The organism is Streptosporangium sp. H13245 (assembly GCF_055690525.1).
In genome coordinates, this window is record NZ_JBSZKT010000042.1 from 21,656 (window position 1) to 41,802 (window position 20,147).

Below are 20,147 nucleotides of genomic sequence, written 5' to 3' on the forward strand. Positions count from 1 at the left end.
GGGAAACCGGACGGGAAAACGGACGGGGGCGGGTCAGAACTCGTCGTGCCCGGAGACCTGGCCGATCGGGAAGATGTGCCTGCTCGCGGCGCAGATGGTCTCCAGGACGTGGACGGGCGTGTCCTCGTCGGAGTACCCGGCGCGAAGGACCTGGACGACCCACTCCCCCGGTTCGAGCTCCAGGGTCTCGTACTCGAAGGACGTCGGCGGGCGGGCCGTCAGGTTCTCCTCGGCGTGGCCGAAGGTGTGGCCGAGGGCGATCAGCGCCGACTGGAGTGACGGTTCGACGAACCCGGGCTCGGCGAGGCGGGTCCCGCCGAACAGGTCCGCCCGGAAGTAACTGGTGGCGACGCGCACCGGGATCCCGTCGGCCGTCATCATCTTCCGGCGGGCGATCACCTCGGCGCCGGGTTCGACACGCAGGCAGGCGGCCACGTGTTCACCGGCCGGTTCAGGGCCCACGTAGAGCATCCTGCGGTCCGGCGTGACGCCCTGCCGCTCCGCCTCGGCGAGGAACAGGGACGCGGAACCCCGTACGGCGGGATCGGTCGGCAGCGCCCGCCGCACCAGGACCCTCGGCGCGCGGACCGCGGGTCCCTCGGGGGCGCGCGCCGCGGGGCCCTTCCTCATCTGGGAGATGCGGCCCGGGGACACGCCCAGGCTCGCCCCTATCTCCTCCAGGCTCATCCCGGCGTCACGGGCCTCGGCGATCGCCTGGCGGCGCATCTTCGCCGCCTCCGCGACGAGTCCCTGCTCCTCGGTCATGAGACGGCTCAGAACCCGCGCGCGCTCGATAGGGTCGCTCAGCTCGGAGACGTCGTGCAACGTCTTCAGATCCATCGGGGGGCCGCCTCCTCGCGCTCGACACCACCGAAAATTTTAGTCCCCCTATTTCGGCGCCGCGACAGTGCCCGTCTCAGCGGGCCGAAAACGAGACGCGGGCCGTTTACTCCGGGAGGGGATTCGCGGTCAACGGGCACTCTGGCCTGCCGGTTACAGCATGCCGACCGTCAAATCAGTTGCCGACGCCGTACCGGGGTGCGGAAACTGGAGGGTCGCCCGTGTCACGCGGGTGGCGGTGATCCGACGGGGCGGCCACCGGGAGCGGTGGCACGGGTGAGACCGGTTGAGAGGGGATGGCGTTCCGGCCTGCCCTGCCCCGGACGGCTCTCACCCCGTCAGAACACCGTGAGGAGCGTGCCGCCTGCCGATGCCCCCTGACACCGGAACCACCACAGCCAGTGCCAACAACGCCGACAATACCGACAACACAGACACTTCGGCCAGCACCACAGCGTCCCCGTCGTCCCCGGCCTCGCGGTCCCTCCCCGCGCGCCGGGCCGGAGCGGGCTCCCTGTGGCGGCTGAAGTCCTACCTCCGCCCGCACGTCGCCCGCCTGGCCGCCATCTGGGTGCTGTCCTTCACCGCGGTCGCGATCGGCATCGCCATCCCGCTGATCGGCAAGGAGATCATCGACGGCCCCGTCGCCCGGGGCGACGCCGGGGCCGTGCCACCCCTTGCGCTGCTCGCCCTGGGCCTGGGCGCGCTGGAGGCGCTGCTCGTCTTCCTGAGGCGGTGGCTGCTCGCCCCCGCCGTCCTCGGCCTGGAGACCAGCATCCGCGACGACCTCTACGGCCACCTCCAGCGGCTGCCGATGGGGTTCCACGCCTCCTGGCAGTCGGGCCAGCTGCTGTCCCGGGCGACGACCGACCTGTCGACGATCCGGCGCTTCCTCGGCTTCGGCCTGCTCTTCCTCGTCCTGACCACCGTCCAGATCGTGACGGTGACCGGGCTGCTGCTCCACATGTACTGGCCGCTCGGGCTGCTGGTCGTCGCCTCGGCGGTGCCGATCGTGGTCACCACCCTGCGCTTCGAGCGCGAGTACATCACCATCTCCCGCCGGGTCCAGGACGAGCAGGGCGACCTCGCCACGGTCGTCGAGGAGTCGGCGGCGGGCATCCGTACGATCAAGGCGTTCGGCCGGGGCCCGTACGTCTCCGGCGTCTTCGAGGAGGGAGCGCTGAAGGTCTACGGCACCTCAATGGAGAAGGTCCGCCTGTCGGCCAGGTTCTTCACCTTCCTAGAGGTGATCCCGAACATCACCCTCGCGCTCGTGCTGCTGCTCGGCGCCCTGGCGGTCGGCTCCGGCACGCTGACGCTGGGCACGCTGGTGGCCTTCGCCACCCTGATGCTGCAGCTGGTCTGGCCCGTCTCCGCGCTCGGCTTCATCCTGACGATGGGCCAGGAGGCGATGACCGCGGCGGACCGGGTGATGGAGGTGCTCGACACCAAGCCGGAGATCGTCGGGGGCACCGGCGCGATCGAACGACCCCGGGGACACCTGCGCTTCGAGGGGGCCGGGTTCACCTTCCCCGGCGACGAGAGACCGGTGCTCCACGACGTCTGGCTGGAGGTACGGCCGGGAGAGACGGTGGCGGTCGTGGGCGCGACGGGTTCCGGCAAGACCACGCTGACCTCCCTGGTGCCGAGGCTGCACGACGTCAGCGCGGGCCGGGTCACCATCGACGGGGTCGACGTCCGCGACCTGCCGCTGCCCACGCTGCGCTCGCTGGTCGCCACGGCCTTCGAGGAACCGACGCTGTTCTCGATGAGCGTCAGGGAGAACCTCACGCTGGGACGGCACGACGCGAGCGAGGAGGAGATCGCGCAGGCGCTGCGGATCGCCCAGGCCGGGTTCGTCCACGCGCTGCCGTGGGGGCTGGAGACCAGGATCGGCGAGCAGGGCATGTCCCTGTCCGGCGGCCAGCGCCAGCGGCTCGCGCTGGCCCGCGCGGTTCTCAGCCGTCCCGGGATCCTGGTGCTGGACGACACGCTGTCGGCCCTGGACGTCGAGACCGAGGCGCTGGTGGAGGAGGCGCTCCGGCACGTGCTGCGGGAGGCGACCGGGATCGTCGTCGCCCACCGGGCCTCCACCGTGCTCCTCGCCGACAGGGTGGCCCTGCTGCTCGACGGCACGATCGCGCACGTCGGCGAGCACCACGAGCTCATGGCGGGCGTGCCCGAGTATCGCGCGCTGCTGTCGGCGGACCCGGACGCGGAGGAGGCACGGCTGTGAGCGTGACCGAACCTTCCGGGCCTCCCGCGTCCTCTGGGGCTTCCGGCGCCGGGGTGCTGGAGTGGCGGGGAGTCGCGGCGGAGAACCAGGACGAGCTGTCGGCGCAGGTGTCGTTCCTGCTGCGCGACAGGTCCAGGCGGCTGCTCGGCGACCTGCTGCGTCCGTACCGCAGGGAGATCCTCCTGCTCGTCGCGATCATCGTGACCTGCAACGTCGCCTCGCTCGCCATCCCCTACCTGGTCAAGGTGGGCATCGACGCGGGCATCCCGCCGATGGTCGCGGGTGAGGGGCCTCGGACGCTGGTGACGGTCGTCGCGGCGATCCTGGCGGCGGCGGTCGTCCAGCTGGTGACCCGGCGGATATTCCTCAGGATGGCCGGGCGCATCGGGCAGGGCATCCTGCTGGAGCTGCGGCGGCGGGTGTTCGTCCACTTCCAGCGGCTGTCGCTGTCGTTCCACGAGGACTACACCTCGGGCCGGGTCGTCTCCCGGCTCACCTCGGACATCGACGCCATCTCCGAGATGCTGCAGTCGGGTTTCGACGACCTCGTCACCGCCGTGCTGACGCTGGTCGGCACGGCGGTCCTGCTGCTCGTCCTGGACGTCCACCTCGGCGTGGTCGCGCTGCTGCCGCTGCCGGTCCTGATCCTGTTCACCGGCTGGTTCCGGCGGCAGTCGAGCATCACCTACCGCAGGACCCGGGAGACCGTGGCCCTGGTGATCGTCCACTTCGTGGAGTCGATGGCCGGAATGCGCGCGGTCCAGGCGTTCCGCGGGGAACCCCGCAACCAGGCCATCTTCTCCCAGTTGAACGTCGACTACCGCGACGCCAACCTGCGGAGCATGCACCTGATCGCGATCTTCTCCCCGGGCGTCAAGCTGATCGGGAACGTGACGGTCGCGGCCGTCCTGTTCTACGGTGGCACGCTCGCGATCCAGGGCGAGGTGACGGTGGGCGTGCTGGCCGCCTTCCTGCTCTACCTGCGACAGTTCTACGAGCCGATGCAAGAAATTTCGCAGTTTTACAATACGTTCCAGTCCGCCGGGGCCGCGCTGGAGAAGCTCTCCGGCGTGCTGCAGGAGCGTCCCGTGGTGGCCGAGCCCGACGAGCCGGTGACGCTGGAACGGCCACGCGGCAGGATCGAGTTCCAGGACGTGGAGTTCTCCTACCTGGACGGCACCCCCGTGCTGCCCCGGCTGGACCTGGTGGTCCCCGCCGGGCAGACCGTGGCGCTGGTCGGCACCACGGGAGCGGGCAAGACCACGCTCGCGAAGCTGGTCTCCAGGTTCTACGACCCGGTGGCGGGGCGGGTGCTGCTGGACGGGGTCGATCTGCGCGACCTCGGCGAGGAGACGCGGCACGACGCGGTCGTCCTGGTCACCCAGGAGAACTTCCTTTTCAGCGGGTCGGTGGCGGACAACATCAGGTTCGGCCGGCCGGGCGCGAGCATGGCCGACGTCGTGGCGGCGGCCCGCTCGATCGGCGCCGACGCGTTCGTCTCCGCGCTTCCCGAGGGGTACGACACCCAGGTCGGCAAGCACGGCGGCCGGTTGTCGGCCGGGCAGCGGCAGCTGGTGGCGTTCGCCAGGGCGTTCCTCGCCGACCCGGCGGTGCTGATCCTCGACGAGGCGACGTCCAGCCTGGACGTCTCCAGCGAGCGGCTGGTGCAGCGGGCGATGCGGACGGTCCTCGCGGACCGGACGGCTCTGATCATCGCGCACCGCCTGTCGACCGTCGAGATCGCCGACCGGGTGCTGGTGATGGACGGCGGCAGGATCATGGAGGACGGCCCTCCCGGCGAGCTCATCGGGAGGGCGGGCCGCTACGCCGACCTGCACCGCGCCTGGCTCGACAGCATCTCCGACCACCGGGACCAGAACGGCTGACCCGGCTGACCTGTCCGGCGGCCGGGACGGCTCCGTACTCCCGCGTTCCGCGCCCGGCCCTCTCTCCGGGTCCCGGCCCCCGCGTCGTCTCCCATCAGGGCGGCGCGGGGGCCGGGCCCGTCGGCAAAGGCCCCGGCGGCAACCGGCCAGACGGCAAACGATCCGCTCGCCAAACGCCTCGTCGGCAACCGGTGGCGGCAACCGGCCTGGCGACAAGCGGCACGCTCGGCGACCGGCCTGACGCCGGACGGCCCGTCGGCGAAAGACTCCATCGGCACAGGACCCGGCGGCAAACGGCTCGGTCGCCGAGCGCGTGTCGGCGGGCGACCGGAACCGACCGGTGAGGCGGCTCGCTCCCCTCCGGCGCGCAGAAGGCTCCGCTCAGTCCAGGTCAGCGCGACGCGTCCGCGACCACCGATCCATAACGATCGAATTCGATCCGATATTGACGCTATTTGTCATTGAATGTATCAACGTGGTTAACGACATCTCACCGGGCCGCCGATCTCGCCGAACGCCCGGGACACCCCCTCGGAGTAGCCATGTCGCGTACCCCCATGCCCTTCTCACCCCGGTGTGTCGCCGTCCTGGTGGCCGCCCTGCTGGTCCTCGCGCTGGGCGGCCTCCCGTTCCGGCCGGCCGCCGCGACCTCGACGACCTCGGGCGGCACCGGCGGCACCGCTGGCACCGCTGGCACCGCCGTGGCCGCCTGGGCGCCGAAGACCCCGCCGCTGAGCACCCCCTGGACCTCGCAGGTCCCGGTGAACAACCCGCTGCCGGAGTATCCCCGCCCGCAGCTGACCAGGCCCGACTGGCAGAACCTCAACGGGATCTGGGACTTCGCCGTCACCGGCCGCGACGCGGGGCAGCCGTCCACCTGGACCGAGCAGATCCGGGTGCCCTACCCCGCAGAGTCGGCACTGTCCGGAATCATGCGCAAGATCACCGGCAATGACCGGCTCTGGTACCGGCGTACCTTCACCGTCCCGGCGGGCTGGAGCGGGAAGCGGGTCCAGCTGAACTTCGGCGCCGTCGACTGGCAGACCACCGTGTGGGTCAACGGCACCCAGGCGGGCCCCGTCCACACCGGCGGCTACGACTCCTTCCGCCACGACATCACGCCCCTGCTCAACGGTGGCGTCAACACCGTCGTCGTCTCGGTCTACGACGCGACCGGCGGCTCGCAGGTGGTCGGCAAGCAGACGCTCAACCCGAGCGCCATCTTCTACACCGCCACGTCCGGCATCTGGCAGACGGTCTGGCTGGAGCCGACCCCCGCCGCGCACGTCACCCGGCTGGACATCACCCCCGACGTGCCCGCCGGGCAGCTGCGCGTCGTCGTCAGGGGGGCGGGGACCGGCGGCCACACCGCGCGGGTGACCGCCTCCGCCGGAGGCGCCGTCGTGGGTACGGCCTCCGGGGCCGTCGGCGCGGAGATCCGGGTCGCGATCCCCAACGCGCGCCTGTGGAGCCCCGACGACCCGTTCCTGTACGACCTCAGGGTGGAGCTCGTGAGCGGCGCCACGGTCGTCGACACGGTCGGCGGCTACAGCGGGATGCGCTCGATCGGGCTGGCCTCGGTCGGCGGGGTGCTGCGGCCGGTGCTCAACGGCTCGTACGTGTTCCAGATGGGCACCCTCGACCAGGGCTTCTGGCCCGACGGCATCCACACCGCGCCCACCGACGCCGCGCTCAGGTTCGACCTCCAGGCCCACAAGGACATGGGGTTCAACACCGTACGCAAGCACATCAAGGTCGAGCCGCAGCGCTGGTACTACTGGGCCGACCGGCTGGGGCTCCTCGTCTGGCAGGACATGCCGTCCGGATCCTCCGACACCCTCGGCAGGCAGTACCACGAGGCCGAGATGCGCCGCATGATCGACCAGCTGCGCAGCACCACGTCGATCGTGATGTGGGTCCCGTTCAACGAGGGCTGGGGCGAGTACGAACCGGCGGCCAACGCCGACCTCGTCAAGAGCCTCGACCCGTCCAGGCTGGTCAACAACAACTCCGGGTCCAACTGCTGCGGCTGGGACGGCGGCAACGGCGACGTCATCGACGACCACATCTATCCGGGTCCCGGCAGCCCCCAGCAGCCGAGCGCCACCCGGGCCGCGGTGCTCGGGGAGTACGGCGGCATCCGCAAGCAGTTGCAGGGTCACACCTGGACCCCGGTGGCCTCCTCCGACACCAACGACGTGACGGCCGGGTACCTCAACATGCTCGGCGGGGTCCAGACCCGGATGACCAGGTTCGGCCTGTCCGCGGCGATCTACACCCAGATCACCGACGTGGAGAACGAGCTCAACGGCCTCTACACCTACGACCGCCAGGTGGTGAAGGTCGACGTCGGCCGGATCAGGACCGCACAGCAGGCGCTCATCGCCCTGTCCAGAGGGACGCGTCCCCTGACGTCCGGCGCGGCCGTCTCGCTGCGGGTCACCACGCCGGGCTACACCGACCGGTACCTGCGCCACCAGGCCGACCTGGCCAGGACCGACGTGGTCGGCTCGGGCAGCGACGCCGTGCTCAGGCAGGACTCGACCTTCCTGGTACGGCCGGGCCTGGCGGAGGGGAGCTGCTACTCGTTCGAGTCGCGCAACTTCCCCGGCCACTTCCTGCGCCACCGGGACTTCCGGGTGCGCAAGGACCCCAACGACGGCTCGGCGCTGTTCAGGGCCGACGCGACGTTCTGCGCCGAGGGACCGCCCGGCGCGCTGCGGCTGTCGTCGTACAACGTCCCCGGCACCTACCTGCGCCACATCGCCGAGGAGGTGTACATCGCGGGCAACGGCGGCTCGCACCCCTGGGACAGCACGGCCGCCTACCTGGCCGACACCACCTGGGCCGTCAGCGCCCCCTGGGCCCCCTGACCCTCCGGGTTCCACGCCGGAACCCACCTGAACCGGAGTACGGCGTCCGGGATTTCCGGCACACGATTTCCGACCGACCCTGAACCCCGGAAACGATGCCCGCGTATCTCTGGACGGAACGGCACGAATGGTCCTCTCGCCCGCAGGAAAGGGGCAGTGATCTCGATGAGCACCCGGCGGTCGCGCAAACGACGGTCTCTGACCGCCACCTTGCTGGTCTCCGCCATACTGGTCGCCGGGTGCTCGTCAGCGGCCGTGCCCACCGGAACCACCGTCCAGGCGGTCGGGTTAGCCGGGGATCGGGCCGACGCCGACGTCCGTTTCTCCCAGGAGATGATCCCCCACCACCGCCAGACGATCCAGCTCGCCGACCTGGTGTCCGGCCGGAGCGAGAACCCGTACGTGCGCGACCTCGCCGCGAAGATCAAGGAGAAGGAGTCCGCCGACATCGACCTGATGTCCGGCTGGCTGCGGTCGTGGAAGGTCGAGGTACCCCCGGAGGGCGACCACGCCACGCACACCATGCCGGGCATGCTGTCCGCCACCCAGATCTCGTCCCTGGAGGGACGGTCGGGTGCCGCCTTCGACAAGCTGTGGCTGAGCGTGCTGGGCAAGCATCTCAACAGCGGCGTGCAGATGGCCCAGGTCGCGATCGCGCTGGGCAGGCACCAGCCCACCACCCATCTGGCGGAGAAGATGGTCACCGAGCAGCGCGCCCAGATCACCGAGATCGGCAAGAAGCTCGCCTGAGGCGGGCCGGGTACGCGGCACGCGCCGTACGGACGTCTCACGGGAAGGCGTCTCAGGACATCTCCTGCCAAACCATGCGGTTGTGACAGGAAACGCCCCGAGAGGGAAGCCAGGTACGTGTCCCCGGATGGCCTGCCCGCCTTGGCCGAGCTGGGACCGGCGCTTGGACCCCGGTCACCTCTGACGCCCCTCACTCTTCTCCTGAAGATCGCAGTATCCTGATGACTGCGCCGTACCCGCTCGGGACTGCGACGGCGCGGCATCCCGAGGCCGCGCGGTCACCGTGTTCGGCGCGGCCGAGGCACTCGGCTTCCGGCCGCAGGGTGCCGGGCCCCCGCAGCGGACCGCCGACGCCGCCCCCTACGTGATCCTGGTCGTCGCCGGTACGGCGGCACGCCGCCCAACCCCCATTGGAGGCCTCATGAGCATGACCGGGAGACGACCCGTTCTCGCCGACTCCGTCCGGATCACCGATGACGGCGTGGAGATCCTCGACCGCCGCGTCTACCCCTTCGAGCACCGCTGGGTGCACTGCGCCACCAGCGAGGACGTCGCGGTGGCCATCGAGCAGATGGTCACGCAGAGCACGGGGCCGTCCTTCGCGGCGACCGCCGGGATGGCGCTCGCCGCCCGCGAGGCGCGCCACGAGCCGCCGCTCCTGGCCGCGGCGCGGCTGCGCGCGGCGGGCGACCGGCTGATCTCGACCCGGCCCACGAACAACCACATCCGCGACGCCGTCCACGCGGTCCTGGCCTCCACCGTGGACGGGCCGCTGCCCGAGTCCTCGGGCGAGGAGCTGGTGGAGGCCATACGCCTGGCCGCCGCCGAGCACGACGCGGCCTACTGGGCGAGCAGCGCGGCCCTGGGCAGGCACGCGGCGGCACTGCTGGAGGACGGCGCCCGCGTCCTCACCCACTGCTGGGCCGACGCCTACCTGATCGCGACCGTCGAGGCCGCGCAGGAGGCGGGCAAGCGGCTGGAGTTCGTCTGCACCGAGACCCGGCCCTATCTGCAGGGGGCGCGGCTGACCGCGCCGACGCTGGTGGAGATGGGCTACCGGCCCACCTTGATCACCGACGGGATGGTCGCCTCGGTGCTGGCCAACGGACTCGCCGACGTGGCGCTGACCGCGGCGGACCGGGTGACGATGGACGGGCACGTGGTGAACAAGGTCGGCACGCTCGGGGTGGCGCTCGCCGCCCGCGCCTTCGACGTCCCGTACTACGTGCTGATCCCCGCGCCCGACCCGCAGGCACCGGGGATCGACGACGTCGTCATCGAGCAGCGGAACGGCGACGAGGTGCTGCACGTCCTGGGGGCGCGCACCGCGGGCGAGGGCGTCACCGGCCACTACCCCGCCTTCGACGCCACCCCGCCGCACCTGGTGACCGGAATCGCGACCGAGCGCGGCGTCTTCAGGGCCGAGCGGGTGTCCGAGCACTTCGGGTCGCCGTAGCGTTCGGACGGAGGGAGAACCGGTGGGTGAGGTCCGCTGTCCTCATGTGCCCGCAGACGATCGTCCTCGGTCCGCTTCCTCCGTCCGGGTACGGCTCAGCCGCGCTCTGGCTTCCGCGAGTGTCTCCGCCTGCCGAGTCCAGTCCCCGCCGTCAAGGCTGAGTCCGACCGTGTCGGCTCCGGCCTCCGAGTAGGCGTGGAGGCGTTCCGCCACCTGCTCCGGGCCGCCGGTGACCGGGACGGCCTCCGCTTCCTCCGGCGCCATGCGATGCACGTCCACCAGCACGCGGACGAAGGACTCGATGGCGGCCGGGTTGTCGACGAGGATCGCATGACCTCCCACGGAGATCGACGGGACCGGGCGTCCGAGCTCGTGGGCGATCTCACGTAGCCGTACCGCCTTCGTGGCCAGGGCCGCGGGGCTGATCAAGGAGGGTGCCCAGCCGTCACCGTGAAGGACGGCACGGCGCATCGCCGCCTCGGAGTTCCCCCCGACGAGGATGGGCGGGACCGGAGCGGCGGGGCCGAGGGTGACCTCACCCTCGCCCAGCTTGGTCGCCTCACCACGGATAAGGCCCGGCAACGCCCGCAACGCCTCGTCGGTCCAGCGCCCCCGACCTTGGGGTGGCGCCCCGACCGCACGCCAGAACGGCGAACCCGGGAAGCCCCCGATCCCGACGCCAAGGACAACCCGGTTGCCTGACAGGTGCTGAAGTGTCTGCATCTGCGTAGCGACCCAGGCGGTAGGGCGCAGCGGGAGGCTGAGCACGCCGAACTCCAGACCGATCCTGTCGGTCACGGTCGCGACGGCCGCCAGGACAAGCGTGGCGTCGAAGCCCGGCGTCCCGTCTCCGACGATGAAATCGGCCATGCTGACCGCGTCGTAGCCGAGGGTTTCAAGGTGACGCGCCATCGCGATGTCAGGCACACCGGCCTGCGTCATGGGCAGGGTGGTGCTGATCCGCATCATGATCCTCCTGAGCGTCCGGATCGGAACTGCGGACCACGCTAGAAGCTGAAGCGGAGTTGAAGTCAAGCGCGCCGGTTGTCGCACTCACGGCCGGGTTCGGCTCCGGCGGTGCGTCCGCGGCCGTGGGCGCCTGTCCGAGCGCCACGAGGCCATGGCCCTGTGGGCGATGATCGTCCCCGTGGGGCGACGACTCGCCCGATCCGCCTGGCGATCAGCTTGCACACGGGCGCCAAGCCTTCTCGCGGGACCGCACGCCCCGGGTCTTCTCGCGGGAGCGGGAGTGGGAACGGGAGGGACCACGCGGTACGGCACGAAGGCCCCTCTCACTTCGGTGAGAGGGGCCTTCGTGCGTACGGGCACGGCGCCCGGGGGCGCCGCCGGGTTCAGCTGGCGGTACCGGCGGTCTCCTGCTCCGCGGCGCGGCGCCTCTCCTCTTCCTCGATCGCCTCGACCGTCTCGTTGTCGCGGTCACGGCGGTACTCGCGGACCGAGTAGGCGATGGCGGCGGCCCAGATGACGGCGATGGTGATGTAGGCGATGGTCTGGACGCCGCTGGAGGCGTCGATCCAGTCGCTGCGCAGCAGGGTCCTGACGTTGGTCAGGATGATGACGCCGCCGACGGCGGAGCCCAGGATGCGCGGCGGGATGTGGCGGACCAGCCAGGCGGCGATGGGGGCCGCGATGACGCCGCCGATCAGCAGGACGGCGACCCAGGAGAAGTTGATGCTCTCGGAGCCGATGCCGTAGAAGAAGCCGATGCTGGCGGCGACGGCGACCAGGAACTCGCTGGCGTCGATGGAACCGATCACCTTGCGCGGCGCCAGACGGCCGCTGGCGAGGATCGCCGGGGTGCCGACCGGGCCCCAGCCGCCGCCACCGGTGGCGTCGACGAATCCGGCGACCACACCGAGGGGCGCGAGGAAGCGCTTGCGCAGCGGCTTGCCCAGGTTGCCGCGCGGGAGGCCGAAGGCCGTGAAGCGGATCAGGACGTAGAGCCCCAGCACGAGCAGGATGATCGACATGACCGGGGCCGCGACCTCGGTGGAGAGACCGGACAGGAAGGTCGCTCCCGCGAACGCGCCGACGGCGCCGGGGATACCGATCTTCGCGACGACTTTCCAGTCGATGTTGTTGAAACGCCAGTGGGAGATGCCGGAGGCGAGGGTGGTGCCGATCTCGGCGAGGTGAACGGTGGCCGAGGCGGCAGCGGGGTTGGTGCCGATGGCCAGGAGCAGCGTCGTCGAGGTGACACCGTAGGCCATGCCGAGGCTGCCGTCGACGAGCTGTGCCGCGAAGCCGACCAGGCCTAAGAGGATGAGCGCACGCACAACGCCCCCCTTCCTGTTTTTCCTACTCTGTTGATAGGAATTATGGTGATTGAATGCCAAGGCGACGTCAAGTCACGTTTCGAGCAAGGCGTCTCAAGGTATGGGAATCTTCATCCCACCCGCGGGGTCAGGCCCTGCGTCGCCTGCCCGCCTCGGCCACCGGCGACAGGAGGGCGGCCAGGCTGACGGTGTCGACGATGGCGCTGATGGAAGTCTCGATGTTCAGCCACACGGTACGCAGCCGCACCGCCTCCCCGAAGTACGCCACGTCGCCGGTCGGCAGCCCCCGTACCGAGGTCAGCTCGCCCGCGACGGCGCGCAGGACGTCCCCGACGGAGATGTCGACGGGCGGCCGGGTGAGCGTGAAGCCGCCCTCGTGACCCCGCTGGGCGAAGACGAGGTCGGCGCGGCGCAGATCGGTCAGGATGCCGCGCAGGAAACTCGCCGGGATCTCCTGCGCCTGGGCCATCGTCTCCGACTTGACCGGAGCGGGATCGCTCAGCGCGATGACCAGCATCGCCCTTATGGCGTAGTCGCTCCGAGCCGTGATGTGCATCCGAAAGTCCCCCCGACGGTGTGCCTCTGCCTCTGGCCGATGACCTCATGTGGGCTGGTCTCGATTAAATCTACTATCTCTATAGGTTAACTGTGAATTATTCTCGCGGTCAGGTGCGCCCGCGAGAGCCCCGCTCAGGCCCTCGCGTGTCGTACAGGCTGTGTCGTACAGCTCTTGCGTGTCGGGCGGCCCCGCTACGGGGGCCGCCGATCACACGAAGCGCCGGACGAAGGTCAGGGCCGTGTCGGCGACCTCGCGCCAGCCGCTGTCGATGGTGAGCGAGTGCCCCCGGCCGGGAATCTCGACGATCTCGGTGACCGCCGCCTCGTTGCGCTTCTGCTTCTTGTAGGAGGCGTTGGCGATCGCCCAGGGGACGGTGTTGTCCTTCTCCCCCGAGATGATCAGCAGCGGGCCGCGCTCGGGATTCCTGCTGTTGACCTTGGTCTCGCTCCAGGGGTTGAAGTTCGCGGTGGCGGCCTGGAACAGCGGGGCGCCGGGAGCCGCGACGGAGAAGGTCTCGTACAGCTCCTTGGCCTCCTCCTCGGTGACGGCGTTGGCGAAGGCGTAGCGGAACTGCTCGTAGGTGAGCGGGACGGCGCGGTGGATGTTGGCCGGGTTGCCCAGTACGGGCGCGGAGGCGCGCAGGGCGGAGACGGGCAGCGGCAGCACGCCGCGGAAGGGGGCGGGGTCGATCGCGACGGAGGCGCCCGACAGGCCCCGTCCGGCCAGGATCTGGGTGAGCAGGCCGCCGAAGGAGTGGCCGACGACGGCGGGCCTGCGCTCCAGCTTGCCGATCAGGTCGGCCAGGTGGTCGGCGATCTGGCCCACGGTCTTGTCGGCGAAGACCTCGGGATGGGCCTTGGCCTCGGCCACGGTGTCGGGGTCGTCGGGCCAGCCGAGCGTCACCGGCGCGTAGCCCGCCTCGGCGAAGACGGTGGCCCACCGGTCCCAGCTGCTGGGCAGCAGCCACAGCCCGTGGACGAAGACGACCGGGGTCCGGCCGGAGGAGTTGGCCTGCTCGATCTGCTGGACGTCATGCGATACGGACATGCGTGGGGCTCCTTCTGTTTCTGTGACGGTCTGTTTCTGTGACGGTCGCCGGTCGGAGACGGGCCTGGAAAACAAGCCCGGAGGACGGGGTCCAGGACACAGGCCCGGGACACGAGCCCAGGAAACGGGCTCAGGGCGGGGATTCAGGGCACGGGCTCGGGACTGGGCGAGCACGAGGCGCGGGAAGGCGATGGCCTGGTCGACGGCGGCCCCGGCGGTGTGCGTCCCGCGCGGGGCGTTCAGAGGTAGCGTACAGCGGTGGCCGCCGGTGCCCGGCGGAGGAGGTCCGCCGAGGTCAGTGGCCGACGGAGTCGGAGTCGGTCGCGGCGGCCTCGCCCCGGTCGAGGGAGGACAGTTCCGCGACCTCCTCGGAGGTGAGGGTGAAGTCGAAGATCTCGGCGTTCGCCCTCATCCGCTCGGGGCTGGACGACTTCGGCACCGTGATCAGGCCGAGCTCGATGTGCCAGCGCAGCACGACCTGGGCGGGGGTCCTGCCGTGCCGCTCGGCAGCGGCCGTGACGACCGGCTGTTCCAGCAGGTCGCCACCCTGCCCGATGGGACCCCAGGACTGGGTGGCGATCCCGTGCTCGGCGCCGTAGGCACGGGGCTCGTCGCGGGTGTGGAACGGGTTGAGCTGGATCTGGTTCACGTCGGGCACCACGCCGGTCTCGTCCAGCAGCCGGTCGATGTGCGCCGGTTTGAAGTTCGACACGCCGATCGCCCGTACGCGGCCGTCCCGCAGCAGCTTGACCAGGCCCTTCCACGCCTCCACGTAGCGGTCCTCGCGCGGCAGCGGCCAGTGGATCAGGTAGAGGTCGGCGTAGTCGAGGCCGAGCCGGTCCAGGCTGGCCTGGTACGCCTCCTGCGCGGCGTCGTACCCGTGCCATTCGCCGTTCAGCTTGGTGGTGACGAACAGTTCCTCCCTCGGCACGCCACTCGCCCGCAGCCCGCGCCCCACCCCGGTCTCGTTGCGGTACGCGTAGGCGGTGTCCACCAGCCGGTAGCCCATCTCGACGGCGGCGGCGACCGCCACCTCCGCCTCCTCGTCCGACATGGGCCAGGTGCCCAGGCCGACCTGCGGGATGTTCGCGCCGTTCACCAGCTTCACCGTGGGAATGTCCAAATTAGTCATGGTTGACAGCCTTCCACGCCGGACCGGCCGGGCCCCCGCCGGGGAGCGGTCACGCCGTGCGCGCCACCTCGGGGAGACGGTCGCGGACGAGGAACGTCCCGGCCAGCGCCACCAGGGCCAGGACGGCGAGGACGGCCCCGTAGTACGTGGTGATCTCGACGAGGGGCAGGCGGCCCGCGGCGATCCCGGCGACGGTGGCGGGGATGCTCATGGCGAGGTAGCTGACGATGAAGAAGGCGGCCATCAGCCCGGCCCGCTCGTGCGGGGCCGCGGCCGGGAGCAGGGTGCGCGCGGCGCTCTGGAAGCCCGCGCCGAAGCCCAGCCCGGCGACGACCGTACCCCCGAAGAACAGCACTCCCGAGCCGGTGTTCACGCCGAGCAGGGTCACGATCACCCCGAGGGCGAGGAGTACGGAGGCCACCCGCATGGCGCGCGGGGCGGGGACCGCACGCAGGGCGAGGATCGCGACGGTTCCGCTGAAGGTCAGCGCGAAGACCAGCAGCCCGCCCACCACGATCGAGCCCGAGCCGGTGACGCCGCGCGCCAGGGACGGCCCCAGGGACAGGTAGAACCCGCCGAGCGCCCACCCGGCCACGGTGATCGGGGTGACCATCAGCAGGGTCCGGCGCGCCCCGGCGGGCACGCTGACGTGCGGGCGCAGCGAGGCCAGCGCGCCCGCCTTGCGGCTGACGGACTCGGGCAGGAGGAGGATCCCGGCGCCCTGCAGCACGAACGCGACGATCAGGACGACGAACACCGTCCGCGTCGGGGCGGGAAGATACTGCACGAGCAGGCTCGACCCCAGGCCGCCCACCGCCAGGCCCAGGGCGGGGGCCACGCTGTTGACCAGCGGGCCGCGGGTCCGGTCGGCGTCCAGCAGGCCCGCTCCCAGCGCCCCGGTCGCGGCACCGGTCGCGAAACCCTGGAGGACGCGCGCGGCCACCAGGGCGGGCACCCCGTCGGCGAAGGCGAAGACCGCCATCGCGACCGTTTCGAGCGCCACCGCCCCGAGGATCACCGGGCGGCGCCCGACGTGGTCCGACAGGGATCCGACGGTGAGCAGGGCCACCAGCAGGCTGACGGCGTAGATCGCGTAGACGGCGGTCAGGACGCTGGAGGAGAAGCCCCAGTGCCCCTGGTACACCGCGTACAGCGGGGTGGGCGCGCTGGCGGCGGCCATGAACGTCGTCAGGGTCGTCGCCAGGAGCATCACGGCCACGCCGGTCCCCGAGCGGGCCCGGCGGGCAGGCGGCCTCGAAGCCGAGGGGGACGTCGCGGGGGAAACGGTGGTCATGAGGGGCTCCCGAGGCTTTAAAGCAAAAGATTTGCGTTAGAAACGTACACACCGCGGACCACTGAAGCAAATATTTTGCGTTAAGCTCGGCCCATGACTACGAGGCAGGCGGTCCGTACCGGGGGCCGGAGCGCACGGGTGCAGCAGGCCGTCCACGACGCGGTCCGTCAGCTCCTGACCGAGCGCGACCGGGCTGACCTGACCGTGCCGCTCGTCGCCGCCCGCGCGGGCGTGACCCCCTCGACCGTCTACCGCAGGTGGGGTGACCTGCAGGAACTGCTGGCCGACGTCGCCCTTGAGCACATGCGGCCCGACGGCCCCCCGACCGACCTCGGGAGCCTGCGCGACGACCTCGCGGCCTGGGCGGAGGAGTGGCTGGAGGAGATGTCCTCCCCCACCGGGCGCGCGGTCGCCCGCGACGTGGTCGCCGGTGACGACGGCGGCAGGAGCACCGGGCAGTGCTGCGCGTACGCCAGCGGTCAGATCGAGACCATCCTCACCCGCGCCGCCGGGCGCGGCGAGGACGTGCCCGCGCTGGACGCGGTGCGGGACCACGTGCTCGCGCCGATGATGTACCGGGTCCTGTTCATGAGCGACACCCTCGCGCCCGGCTACGGCCGCGCCCTGGTCCACACCCTGCTGGACGCCCGATGAGGGTCGAGTAGCCGCTGAAGGTCTGGGGTGAACGACACCGCTGGCCCCCGATGAGGGTTGAGTAGGGGCCTACTCAGGTCTCCCGCGCCCCGTACGGCCCATCATCGCCGTACCGGGCGAAGGAGCGGTTCACGACGGGGGCCGTCCTTGACGAGGCGCGAACCCCGTGAGGCGCGTCCCGTCCCGGTGGAGAACCAGCATCCCTCTCCCCGGTAAGGAAGTGATCATGGAGGAGGCGCCCACACTGCGTGCGCGGCTGGAGAAAAGGGCCGCGGGCGAGCACTGGGTGATCCTGGAGGTGCCGCACCGGGACCCGGCACGGCGATGGAGCGCGTCCTGGCCCGCCCGGCTGTTCGGCGTACCGGACAAGGCGACGCCGACCGGCGAGCCCCCCGGAGACGGGTTCACCACAGCCGGTTTCACCGAGTATGGGGGCACTGCGGACGGGGTCACCGCAGACGGGTTCGGCGCGGACAGGTTCCCCGAGTACGGATTCACCTCGGACGAGTTCACCTCGGACGGGTTCACCGTGCCTGGTGAGGTGTTGCGCGCGGTCGGCGGGGCGCTGGGGGCGGACGAGGGCGGGAACTCCCGGCTCTGGCTCGACGTCCGGAGCCCGCGCGACCACCTGCGCCTGTTTCCCTGGGAACGGCTGCTGTCGACGTCGCTGGCCAGGACCGTCCTGCGCACGCCGTACCTCACGCCGCGCCCGCCGACGCCCGGCGGCCACCTGCGGGTGGTGCTCTGCGCGGGCGGTCCCGTGTTCGCGCCCGACCTGGCGGACATCGCCGAGCAGTGGCACGACGGCACCGGCCACCGGGTGAGCGTGCACGTGTTCACCGGCCGGGACAGCGCGGGGCGGGTACGCGGGCTCGTGGCGCGTCGTCCCGGCATCGTGGTCCACGACCCGCCTGTGGCCCTGGCACCGCGTCCCGGTGACCCGTGGCTCAACTGGATCGGGGCGGCACTGGCGGGGAGGTCCGCGGACGTGGTTCACCTCGTGGGCCCGGGTCGGCTCTCCGGCGACCGGGGCGAGCTGGTGTTCCCCGGTTCTCCCACGGGCGACGGCGTGGCACGCGCTCTGGACGGGGCACGGCTCGCGCGGTTCGCCGATGACATGGGCGCCCGGTTCCTGGCCCTGACGTCGCCGCCGTCCGCCGGTTCCCCCACCGGGCTCGTCGAGCTGGCCGACACCGTCGCCCGGACGCGGCCCGCGACGGTGCTGGTGCACGACCTCGGCCTGGACCGCACCGGCGAGCTTCCCCGCGTCCTGCGGATGCTCTTCCGGGACGGCGCTCCCGTCGGCCCTGCCCCCGCCGTCACCTGCTGGGCGCGTCCCGCCGACCGCGAGGTCGTGCCCCGGCCGTCGGAGACGGAGGACGGGCACCCGGAACCATTCCACTCCGCGGCCCGAGGAGGCGCCTGAATACACGTCACGCCCTGACATCCGCGGATGAAACACGGTTGACCAGGTGATGCCTCTCACAAAACATGCGACACACGTGCCAACGCATATTTTGGGTAACTCTTCAAGGATTGATTGCCGATCTTCGTTTTGTCAGGCTCTACGCCGTACCGTCCTGACTGGGGAGACAGGGTGGTGCCTTGTGAGAGACCGGAGGGGTCTGTCGTGCACGTCTCGCTCGCGGCGCCGGTGGCGCCGATCGCCGCGCACCAACTGCTGATCTTCTTACTCCAGGTCGGGCTGCTCCTGCTGCTCGCCCTCGTCTTCGGCCGTCTCGCCAGGCGGCTCGGCATGCCCGCCGTCGTCGGCGAGCTGTTCGTCGGCGTACTCCTGGGCCCGTCGTTCCTCGCGCACGTCGCGCCGGGCCTGTCCACCTGGCTGTTCCCGCAGGACAGCGCCCAGTTCCACCTGCTCGACGCGGTCGGGCAGATCGGCGTGCTGCTGCTCGTCGGCATCACCGGAATCCACATGGACATGGGGCTGATCCGGCGCCGGGGCGCGACGGCCGCCGGTGTCAGCGCCGGTGGGCTGCTGGTACCGCTCGCGTTCGGTGTCGGCGCCGGTTTCCTGCTCCCGGCCACGCTCATTCCCACCGGAACGGAGACGCTGGTCTTCGCGCTCTTCCTCGGCGTCGCGATGTGCGTCAGCGCCATCCCGGTCATCGCCAAGACCCTCATGGACATGGGTCTGCTCCACCGCAACGTCGGGCAGCTCACGCTGGCCGCGGGAATGATCGACGACGCGTTCGGCTGGTTCATGCTGTCGATCGTGTCGGCGATGGCCACCACCGGCCTGCGCGCCGGGAACGTGCTGGTCTCGCTCGCCTGCCTGCTGGCGGTCGTGGTCTTCGCGCTCACCGTGGGCCGCCCGCTGGTACGGCACGCGTTCCGGCTCACCTCCCGGAACCAGGACGACCCCGGCTCGGCCGTCGCGACCGCCGCCGTGCTGCTCCTGCTCTCCGCCGCCGCCACGCACGCGATGGGACTGGAGGCCGTCTTCGGCGCCTTCGTGTGCGGCATCCTGATCGGCTCCGCGGGCGGCGTCAACCCCGCGCGGCTCGCCCCGCTGCGTACGGTGGTGCTCTCCGGCTTCGCGCCGATCTTCTTCGCCACCGCCGGGCTGCGCATGGACCTGACGTCCCTGACCGACCCGCTGGTCCTGCTCGCCGGGCTCGGCATCCTGGCCGTGGCCATCATCGGCAAGTTCGTCGGGGCGTACGCGGGAGCGCGCGCCAGCAAGCTCAACCGGTGGGAAGCCCTGGCGCTGGGCGCGGGGCTCAACGCGCGGGGCGTGATCGAGGTGGTCGTGGCCATGGTGGGCCTGCGGCTGGGCATCCTCAGCGTCGAGGTCTACACGATCATCGTGCTGGTGGCGATCGTGACCTCGCTCATGGCGCCGCCGATCCTGCGCTGGGCCATGGCCAGGGTGGAGCAGACCGCCGAGGAGGAGCTGCGCGGAAACGAGCAGCTCGCCTGGGCGAAACAGTCCCCGGCGAACGGCCCGGAGCCGCTGTAGCGGCACCGCGTACCGAGACACGCGGTACGGCGATGCGCGGCGGGGATTCACGGCACCGCGCATCGCACGGAAAGAAGCCGGGGCGGGAGGGCGGTTCGCGATACGGCGGGGGACCGGGACGGAGGACGGTTCACGGCACGGTG

General features: G+C 71.1%; 15 protein-coding genes. 8 read left to right on the forward strand and 7 right to left on the reverse strand.

Annotated features, from left to right (window positions below; all coding sequences use genetic code 11):
* Nucleotides 1–33 precede the first annotated feature (33 nt).
* Entirely contained in the window at nt 34–840 is an 807-nt protein-coding gene (locus tag ACW9TB_RS34550) for a UTRA domain-containing protein (RefSeq protein ID WP_472752315.1), read from the reverse strand.
* Between the two features lie 370 nt (nt 841–1,210).
* On the opposite strand from ACW9TB_RS34550, the gene ACW9TB_RS34555 reads away from it, so the two are divergent.
* From ACW9TB_RS34555 to ACW9TB_RS34575, 5 genes are all read left to right on the forward strand, one after another.
* Nucleotides 1,211–3,076, forward strand: coding sequence for an ABC transporter ATP-binding protein (locus tag ACW9TB_RS34555; protein ID WP_472752316.1), 1,866 nt, complete (start codon nt 1,211–1,213; stop codon nt 3,074–3,076).
* A gap of 2 nt (nt 3,077–3,078) precedes the next feature.
* The gene (locus ACW9TB_RS34560; RefSeq protein WP_472752317.1) at nt 3,079–4,962 is read left to right on the forward strand and encodes an ABC transporter ATP-binding protein; all 1,884 of its coding nucleotides are present in this window, start codon (nt 3,079–3,081) and stop codon (nt 4,960–4,962) included.
* A gap of 542 nt (nt 4,963–5,504) precedes the next feature.
* A complete protein-coding gene (locus tag ACW9TB_RS34565) occupies nt 5,505–7,835 on the forward strand; it encodes an AbfB domain-containing protein (RefSeq protein WP_472752318.1) in 2,331 nt (776 codons plus the stop codon).
* Nucleotides 7,836–8,000: 165 nt separating this feature from the next.
* Complete coding sequence (locus ACW9TB_RS34570) at nt 8,001–8,585, forward strand: DUF305 domain-containing protein (protein ID WP_472752319.1); 585 nt, start codon at nt 8,001–8,003, stop codon at nt 8,583–8,585.
* 427 nt (nt 8,586–9,012) lie between these two features.
* Nucleotides 9,013–10,041, forward strand: a complete 1,029-nt coding sequence (locus ACW9TB_RS34575; protein ID WP_472752320.1) for an S-methyl-5-thioribose-1-phosphate isomerase — start codon at nt 9,013–9,015, stop codon at nt 10,039–10,041.
* A gap of 42 nt (nt 10,042–10,083) precedes the next feature.
* Here ACW9TB_RS34575 and ACW9TB_RS34580 read toward each other — a convergent pair whose 3' ends face one another.
* The 6 genes from ACW9TB_RS34580 to ACW9TB_RS34605 all read right to left on the reverse strand — a co-directional run bounded on the left by ACW9TB_RS34580 (nt 10,084) and on the right by ACW9TB_RS34605 (nt 16,370).
* Complete coding sequence (locus ACW9TB_RS34580) at nt 10,084–11,010, reverse strand: LLM class flavin-dependent oxidoreductase (protein ID WP_472752321.1); 927 nt, start codon at nt 11,008–11,010, stop codon at nt 10,084–10,086.
* Nucleotides 11,011–11,393: 383 nt separating this feature from the next.
* On the reverse strand, nt 11,394–12,338 hold the full coding sequence (locus ACW9TB_RS34585; protein ID WP_472752322.1) for a sulfite exporter TauE/SafE family protein: 945 nt from the start codon (nt 12,336–12,338) through the stop codon (nt 11,394–11,396).
* Between the two features lie 127 nt (nt 12,339–12,465).
* Nucleotides 12,466–12,894, reverse strand: coding sequence for an RrF2 family transcriptional regulator (locus tag ACW9TB_RS34590; RefSeq protein WP_344919484.1), 429 nt, complete (start codon nt 12,892–12,894; stop codon nt 12,466–12,468).
* A 210-nt stretch (nt 12,895–13,104) separates the two neighbouring features.
* A complete protein-coding gene (locus ACW9TB_RS34595; protein ID WP_472752323.1) occupies nt 13,105–13,944 on the reverse strand; it encodes an alpha/beta hydrolase in 840 nt (279 codons plus the stop codon).
* Nucleotides 13,945–14,239: 295 nt separating this feature from the next.
* A complete protein-coding gene (locus ACW9TB_RS34600) occupies nt 14,240–15,076 on the reverse strand; it encodes an aldo/keto reductase (RefSeq protein ID WP_472752324.1) in 837 nt (278 codons plus the stop codon).
* A gap of 49 nt (nt 15,077–15,125) precedes the next feature.
* The gene (locus ACW9TB_RS34605; protein WP_472752325.1) at nt 15,126–16,370 is read right to left on the reverse strand and encodes an MFS transporter; all 1,245 of its coding nucleotides are present in this window, start codon (nt 16,368–16,370) and stop codon (nt 15,126–15,128) included.
* Nucleotides 16,371–16,463: 93 nt separating this feature from the next.
* On the opposite strand from ACW9TB_RS34605, the gene ACW9TB_RS34610 reads away from it, so the two are divergent.
* From ACW9TB_RS34610 to ACW9TB_RS34620, 3 genes are all read left to right on the forward strand, one after another.
* On the forward strand, nt 16,464–17,024 hold the full coding sequence (locus ACW9TB_RS34610; RefSeq protein WP_472752326.1) for a TetR/AcrR family transcriptional regulator: 561 nt from the start codon (nt 16,464–16,466) through the stop codon (nt 17,022–17,024).
* 226 nt (nt 17,025–17,250) lie between these two features.
* Nucleotides 17,251–18,450 (forward strand): hypothetical protein, encoded by a 1,200-nt coding sequence (locus ACW9TB_RS34615; protein ID WP_472752327.1) that lies wholly within the window; start codon nt 17,251–17,253, stop codon nt 18,448–18,450.
* 204 nt (nt 18,451–18,654) lie between these two features.
* The gene (locus tag ACW9TB_RS34620; RefSeq protein WP_472752328.1) at nt 18,655–20,004 is read left to right on the forward strand and encodes a cation:proton antiporter; all 1,350 of its coding nucleotides are present in this window, start codon (nt 18,655–18,657) and stop codon (nt 20,002–20,004) included.
* Nucleotides 20,005–20,147 lie beyond the last annotated feature (143 nt).